General features: G+C 73.0%; 7 protein-coding genes. All 7 read right to left on the minus strand.

What is annotated here, in order from left to right; all coding sequences use genetic code 11:
* The coding region (locus E1291_RS36540) for a phosphotransferase (protein ID WP_165495470.1) at positions 1 to 915 on the minus strand (915 nt) is incomplete at its 3' end.
* 13 nt (positions 916 to 928) lie between these two features.
* A complete protein-coding gene (locus tag E1291_RS36545) occupies positions 929 to 2077 on the minus strand; it encodes an ABC transporter ATP-binding protein (RefSeq protein WP_131742628.1) in 1149 nt (382 codons plus the stop codon).
* Positions 2074 to 2895 carry an ABC transporter permease gene (locus E1291_RS36550; RefSeq protein ID WP_131742629.1) on the minus strand — a complete coding sequence of 274 codons (822 nt, stop codon included), beginning with the start codon at positions 2893 to 2895 and terminating at the stop codon, positions 2074 to 2076. Before E1291_RS36550 ends, E1291_RS36545 begins: the two co-directional genes overlap by 4 nt.
* The gene (locus tag E1291_RS36555; RefSeq protein WP_131742630.1) at positions 2888 to 3784 is read right to left on the minus strand and encodes an ABC transporter permease; all 897 of its coding nucleotides are present in this window, start codon (positions 3782 to 3784) and stop codon (positions 2888 to 2890) included. The genes E1291_RS36550 and E1291_RS36555 overlap by 8 nt, the downstream gene beginning before the upstream one ends.
* A 7-nt stretch (positions 3785 to 3791) precedes the next feature.
* Positions 3792 to 4841 (minus strand): polyamine ABC transporter substrate-binding protein, encoded by a 1050-nt coding sequence (locus E1291_RS36560; protein WP_165495471.1) that lies wholly within the window; start codon positions 4839 to 4841, stop codon positions 3792 to 3794.
* A gap of 80 nt (positions 4842 to 4921) precedes the next feature.
* Positions 4922 to 6238: an aminotransferase family protein gene (locus E1291_RS36565; protein ID WP_242614603.1), complete on the minus strand. Its 1317-nt coding sequence runs from the start codon at positions 6236 to 6238 to the stop codon at positions 4922 to 4924.
* A 10-nt stretch (positions 6239 to 6248) separates the two neighbouring features.
* On the minus strand, positions 6249 to 7524 hold a 1276-nt coding region (locus E1291_RS45490), incomplete at its 5' end, for an aldehyde dehydrogenase family protein (RefSeq protein ID WP_131742631.1).

The following is a 7524-nucleotide window of genomic DNA, read 5'->3' on the forward strand; positions in this document are numbered from 1 at the left end:
CTCGCCGAGCGGGCACGCCGCGTGGTAGGCGGCGGTGAGCGCGGCGGCCACCGCCAGCGGCCGGTCCGCGCCGCGCATCGCGCTGGAGGCCAGCACCGCGAGGTCGGCGACGCGCGGCGCCGGCGCCGCGTCCCCGAAGTCGATCACGCCGGAGACGCGGTGCCGCGGGCCGTCCCGGCGGACCAGCACGTTGAAGACGTTGAGGTCGTGGTGGACGACCGCCACCGGCAGGCCGTCGAGCCGCCCGGCGAGCGTCGGCAGGTACAGCGCCTGGATCCGCGCCGCCGCGGCCCGCAGGTCCGGGTCGGCGATGTGCGCGACCGAGTCGGCGAGCGCCCGGCCCGAGTGCGCGAGGTCCCAGTAGTGCGGCTCGGGCGGTTCGGGGTGGGTGAACGAGGCCGTGGCGGCGGCCAGCCGCCCGGCCGCCGTGCCGACGTCGGCGAGCAGCTCGGCCGACCGGCGCGGCACCTCGGCCAGCGGCGCGCCGGGCACCCACGTCAGCAGCCGCACCAGCAGGCCGCCCGCCGCGACGGTCCGCTCACCCGACCGGGACGGGACGGGCCGGGGCACGGCGTACCCGATGTCCCGCTCCGCCAGATGCTCCAGCAGCGCCGTCTGGAACGCGGCGGCGCGCGCCTCCGCAACCCCGGTGATCTTGAGGACGTACTGCGCGCCGTCCGCGCCGGTGACGTGGACGTTGCGGTCGGTCTCACCCGCCAGCGGCCGGAGCGTCACCGCCGCGAGCCCGTAGGCGTCGCGCAGGACGTCGCGCGTGAACGCGTCGGTCACCTCCGGTACGCCCGCGGTGATGCGCGCGAAGCGCGCGTCGGTCGCGGTGCCGTCGTCGGTGTGCGGTGCCACGGGCTGGACTCCCATCGCCGGGGACGTGCGCTGACTGTGCTTGTCGTGGTTCATCGGCTCTCGTGGTTCATGCGTCCGCGGTCACTTCCACCGCGGGGGAGGGGACGGAGGAACCGGTGGGATCCGCGACGACCGCCTGGTGCCGGGGATCCCAGCTCACCGTGACCGCCTCGCCCGGCATCGCGGGCAGCGGCGGCCCCACCGGGTGCGTGGCGGTGCCGGTGGCGCCGTCGTCGAACCGCAGCCCCACCTGGTGCCGGTCGCCGACGTACACGATCTCGGTGACCGTCGCCCCGACGCGGTTGTGCCCGGCGGCGACCCGCCCCGCCTCGACGTGCAGCTCCAGCCGCTCGGGCCGGACGACCACGACGCCGTCGGCCCCGTCGAGCGCGGGCTCCAGGAGCGGCGCCCGCAGCGCGTGCGGGCCGCACCGCAGCACGCCCGCCGCCCGGTCGACGGTCCCGCGGAACCCGGTCGACTCGCCGAGGAACTGCGCGACGAACAGCGTCTCCGGCCGCTCGTACAGCTCGGCCGGGGTACCGCACTGCTCGATCCTCCCGTCGTTGAACACCGCGATGCGGTCGGACAGGGTGAGCGCCTCGTGCTGGTCGTGGGTGACGAAGATGAAGGTCATCCCGAGCTCGCGGTGCATCCTCGCGATCTCGCGCTGGAGCTGGTCGCGCAGCCGCCGGTCCAGCGCGCCGAGCGGCTCGTCCATGAGCAGCGCCCGGGGCTGGTAGACGACGGCGCGGGCCAGCGCCACGCGCTGCTGCTGCCCGCCGGACAGCTGGCCGGGCAGCCGGTCGGCGAAGTCGCCGAGGTGCACCAGCTCCAGCGCCTCGGCGACCTTGGCCGCGATGTCGGCCTTGGCCATCCTGCGCTGCTGGAGCGGGAACGCCACGTTCTTGGCCACGCTCAGATGGGGGAACAGGGCGTACTGCTGGAACACCACGCCCAGGTCGCGCTTGTGCGGCTTCAGCCGGGACACCTCGCGGCCGTCGATCTCGATCGACCCGGCCGTCACCGACGCGAACCCGGCGAGCATGGACAGCATCGTCGTCTTGCCCGAGCCGGACGGCCCGAGCAGCGTCATGAACTCGCCCTGCGCGATGTCGAGCGAGACGTCGTCCACGGCGGGGCGGGCCGTCCCCGAGTAGATCTTGGAGACCCCCCTGATCCTGATACCGCGGCCGCCGTCGTCCTTGGTCGGGCTCATCGTGTCCTCCGTTCGCGGCGAACCAGCTGCGGGACGAGCAGGACGAGGGTGGTGACCACCACCATCAGGCTCGACGCGGCAGCGATGGTGGGGTCGATCTCCAGGGTGATCGAGTTGTACATCTGCACCGGAAGCGTCTGGATGTCCGGCGTCTGGAGGAACAGCGCGACGACCACCTCGTCCAGCGAGGTGACGAACGCGAAGGCGAACCCGGACAGCACGCCCGGCGCCACCAGCGGCACGGTGATCCGGAAGAAGGTCGTCCAGGCGGTGGCGCCGAGGGTCGCGGCGGCGACGTCCATCGTCCGGTCGTAGCCGGACAGGCTCGTCGACACGGCCGTCACGACGAACGGCAGCGCCAGCACGGTGTGCGCGACCACGAACCCGACGGCCGTCCCGTTGAGCTGCCAGCGGATGAACACCCCGTAGATCGCCACCGCGACCACGATCCCCGGCATGATCATCGGTGCCATCAGCAGCGCGCGGACCGTGCCCAGCCCGCGGAAGCGGGACCGGGTCAGGCCGAGCGCGACCGCGACGCCGAGGACGGTCGCGACGACCGCCACCAGCAGGCCGATCTGGAGCGAGGTGAGCAGCGCGTACATCCACTTCTCGGACCCGAAGAACGACCGGTACCAGCGCAGCGACCACGTCTTCGGCGGAAACTCGAAGGTGTCGGCCCCGGAGAAGCTCATCGGGATCACGACGACGGTCGGGGCGATCAGCAGCAGCCCGGTCAGCGCGACCGCGGTCCGCAGGCCCCAGCCGAGCCCGCCCTCCTTGCCGCCCTTGATCCGGTCGCGCGGCGGCTCAGTCATTTCCCACCGCCTTTCCCAGCGCCCGGGACGACCCGGCGAACCGCGACACGGCGAACAGCACCAGCAGCGTCACCGTCAGCAGGACCGAGCCCAGCGCGCCCGCGCCGCCGAAGTCCAGCAGCCGGCTGACCCGGTCGCCGATCACCTGCGAGATCAGCGACTGCTGCGGCGAGCCGAGCAGCGCCGGGGTGATGTAGAAGCCGAGCGTCATGATGAACACCAGCGAGAAGCCCGACAGCATGCCCGGCACCGACAGCGGGACGTACACCCGCGCGAACGCCCGCCAGCGCGGCGCGCCGAGGCTGCCGGCCGCGTCCAGCAGCCGCCGGTCGATGCCCTCCATGCCGCTGTACAGCGGCAGGACCATGAAGGGCAGCATGACCTGGACCATCGCCAGCGCCACGCCCGCCACCGTGCCGAGCAGGACGACGCCGTCGAAGCCGATCGCGCCGAGGAACCGCTCGATCGGCCCGCCGCGCTGCTCCAGCATGTACCAGGCGAAGTTGCGGGCCATCAGCGACGTCCAGAACGGCAGCAGGACGATCACCGTCAGCACGCCCCGGGCGCGCGCGCCGACCTTCGTCATCGCGTAGGCGTAGGGGTAGGCGATGAGCAGGGTGGACACGGCCACGATCAGCGCCGTGACCAGCGTCCGCACCAGCACCTTGACCGAGACGCCGTCGTGCAGGAGCGCGGTGTAGTTGCCGAGGCCCGCGTGGGGCTCGGTGAAGCTCCGCCACACGATCGTGGCGATCGGGTAGAAGAAGAACACCAGCAGGAGCGCGGCCGCGGGCAGGATGAACAGCGCCGCCCGGCCGCGGGGACGCGGGCCCTCGCGTCCCCGCGTGGGCACCGCCGTCACCGCCGGCGTGGTCGTGGTCGTCGTCATGGTCGCCTCACCCGGCGAGCCACGCGGTGTAGCGCGCCGTGACCCGGTCGAAGTTCTTGCCCCACCACGCCGAGTCCGAGCGGACGACCGAGGCCCTGCGGTCGGGCGTGAACGGGTTCACCCGCTGCTGGACCTCGTTGTAGTTCGGCGTGATGTTCTCGTTGATCGGCTGGACCGAGGCCAGGGCCGCCAGGTCGGCCGACGGCTTCGCCTTGGACGCGAACGCGATGAACTTCATCGCCTGCTCCTTGTTGGGAGCGTCCTTGGGCACGACGAGGTCGTCCCAGTTCACGATGGTCTTGTCCCAGACGGGCTCGAAGGGCGCCCCCGCCTTGAGCGCCTGGTAGGCGCGGGCGGACAGGACCAGGCCCATGTCCACCTGGCGGTCGACCAGCATCTGCTGCATCTGCCCGTACGTCTTGGCGAAGGTGGTCACCTTCTTGATGGGCTCCAGCTTGCGGAAGGCGCGGTCGAGGTCCAGGGGGTAGAGCTTGTCCCGGGGGACGCCGTCGGCGAGGAGCGCCGCCTCCAGCAGCCCCACCGCGATCTCCGGTGGCACGATCCGCCGCCCCGGGAACTTCTTCACGTCGAAGAAGTCCGCGATCGTCTTCGGCTGGTTCGAGGCGTACTTCTTCTTGTCGAACATGAAGATCAGGCTGTAGAAGTACGCGGGCACGCCGCACTGGCCGACCGTCCCCTTGGGGAACACGCTCTGGTCGATCACGGAGAAGTCCAGCTTCTCCACGTACTTGCCGCAGTACTGCTCGGCCGCCGCCGCGCTGGTGTCGACGACGTCCCAGGTCACCTTCTTCGCCTCGACCATCGTCCGCATCTTCGCCTCGTCGACCGGGCCATCGTTGCGGATCTTCAGCTTGGTCTGGGCGGTGAAGGGGTCCTGCCACGCCTGCTTCTGGTAGTCCTGGAACGGGCTCCCGGTCGACACGAACGTCAGCGAGTCACTGCCGGCCGACGGGCTGCCGATGCTGCAGGCCGCGGCCGTGGTCACGGCGAGACCGGCGGCGATCGCCCGGGTCCTGATGCCTGTGTTGAGACGCACGGTCTCCTCCGTTGGGATTCGCGCAAGTCTTGCGGTGGGGTGGGACGGCGGGTGCCGGGTGGGCGGCGGTGCCGGGCGTGCTACCGCGCGGACTCGACCTGTTCGGTCAGGACCCTCGCGAGCGTGTCCACCTGCTCCTCGGTGATCACCAGGGGCGGGGACAGGACGATGCTGGTGCCGGAGGCGCGGACGATGACGCCCTGGGCGCGGGCGCCGGCCTGGACCGCGGAGGTGTCGCCTCCGGTGAACTCCACGCCGAGCATCATGCCCACGCCGCGCACCTCCAGGACGTGGTCGAGCCGTTCGAGCGGGCGCAGGGCGTCCAGCAGCCGCCCGCCGAGCCGCTCGGCCCTTTCCAGGAGCCCCTCGCGCCGGAGGATCTCCAGGTTGGCGAGCGCCACGGCGGCGCCCACCGGGTGGCCGTTGTAGGTGAAGCCGTGCAGGAACTGCGCGCCGTCGGCCAGGTCGAGCACGCGGTCGCCGAGCAGCACGGCGCCCATCGGGACGTAGCCGCTGGACAGTCCCTTCGCGGTGACGATGATGTCCGGCTCGATGCCGTAGCGCTCGCTGGCGAACCAGTGGCCGGTCCGCCCGAACGCGGTGACGATCTCGTCCACGATCAGGAGGACGCCGTGCCGGCGCAGCACCTCCTGGACGCGCGGCCAGTAGCCCTCCGGCGGCGGGACCATGCCGCCGACGCCGAGCACCGGCTCGCCGATGAACGCGGCGACGCGGTCCGGGCCGATCCGCTCGATGCGCTCCTCCAGCTCCTCGATCAGCCGGTCGGCGGCCCCGGCGTCGCCGCGCGGGACGTGCGGCCTGCCGAGGAACTCGATGCCAGGGACGAGCGGGCCGTACCCGGCGCGGAGCCGGTCGATCCCGGTGGCGGCCAGCGAGCCGCCGCCCATGCCGTGGTACCCGCCCGACCGGGCGAGCACGACCATGCGCTCGGGACGGCCGGCGTGGTGCTGCGCCAGCCGGGCCAGCTTGATCGCGGTCTCGTTGCCCTCGGAGCCGCCGTTGGTGAAGAAGACCCGGCGGATCCCGGGCGGCGCCAGCTCCACCAGGCGCTGCGCCAGCCGGATCGACGGCTCGTTGGAGTAGTCGCCGAACGAGGAGTAGAACTCCAGCCTGGCGATCTGCTCGGCGGCGGCGTCGGCCAGCTCCCGGCGGCCGTGGCCGACCGGGCACTGCCACAGCCCGCACGTGCCGTCGATGTACTCGCGGCCCTCGACGTCCCAGACGAGGGCGCCCTCGCCGCGGTCGAGGACGAGCGGCTCGGCCGGAGCGCCGATCACGCTGTGCGGGTGGACCAGCGTCCGGTTGTCCAGCTCGGCGAGCTCGCGTGCGCGGGCCGAAGCGTCCCGGACCCGGGCGACCTGCTGCCCCATCGTCATGGCACCGTCCTCACAGTCTGATCGAAACGGACTTGGGCTCCAGGTAGGCGTCGATGCCCTCGCTGCCGCCCTCGCGCTCCTGGCCGCTGTTCTTCATCCCGCCGAACGGCAGCTCGGGCCGGACGGGGGCGGGGTCGTTCACGCCGACGATCCCGAAGTCGAGCCGGTCCACGGCCCGCCAGACCCGGGCGAGGCCCGAGCCGAAGACGTAGGCCGCCAGGCCGTAGTCGGTCGCGTTGGCGCGTTCGACCGCGTCCTCGTCGTCGTCGAAGACGTAGACCGGAAGCACCGGCCCGAACGTCTCCTCGGAGCCGATCAGCATGGTGTCGTCGGCGCCGGTCAGGACGGTCGGCTCGTAGAAGGCGCCGGCGAGCCCGGCCCGCGGGTGACCCGCCGGCGGGCTCCAGCGGCGGCCGCCCGCGGCCACGGTCGCGCCGCGCTTGACGGCGTCGGCGACGTGCCGCTCGACCTTGTCCAGCCCGGCGAAGTCGATCAGCGGGCCGAGCGTGGTGCCCTCGTCGGCGCCGTGGCCGGGCCGCAGTGCCGCCACCCGCTCCAGCAGCAGCGGCAGGAACGCCTCGTACGCGCCGCGCTGGACGAACAGCCGGTTGATCGCGATGCAGCTCTGCCCGGCGTTGGCGAACTTGGCCGCGGCCACGGCCGCCGCGGCGGCCGGCAGGTCGGCGTCGTCGAGCACGATCGCCGGCGAGTGCCCGCCCATCTCCAGCGAGGTGCGGCGCAGGTGCCCCTCGGTGGCGCGCAGCAGGCCCAGGCCGACCTCGGTCGAGCCGGTGAAGCTGACCTTGCGCAGCCGGCGGTCGGCGAGCAGGGCGCCCACCACCTCGCCCGGCCGGGTGGTCGTGATCGACTGGAGCACGCCGGGCGGCAGCGCGGCGGCCTCGGCGACGATCCGCACCAGCTCGGTGCCGATCAGCGGGGTCTGCTCCGCGGGCTTGACGATCAGCGTGCAGCCGGCGGCGAGGGCCAGCCCGACCTTGCGGAGCAGCATGCTCGCCGGGAAGTTCCACGGGGTGATCGCGAGGGCGGGGCCGACCGGCGCGCGCAGCACCAGCCCGGGGCCGCCCGCGGCGCGCGCCGTCACCCTCCCATCGGCCCGGCGGCCCTCCTCGGCGGCCCAGTCGAGCATCCGGGCGCTGCCCAGGACCTCCCCGCGGGCCTCGCCGAGCGGCTTGCCGTTCTCGCTGGTCATCAGCGCCGCCAGCGAGTCCGCCTCGGCGCGGACGCGGGCCGCGGCGGCGCGCAGCCCAGATCGGAAGAGCACACGT

Source organism: Actinomadura roseirufa (assembly GCF_900659635.1).
Lineage (GTDB): Bacteria > Actinomycetota > Actinomycetes > Streptosporangiales > Streptosporangiaceae > Spirillospora > Spirillospora roseirufa.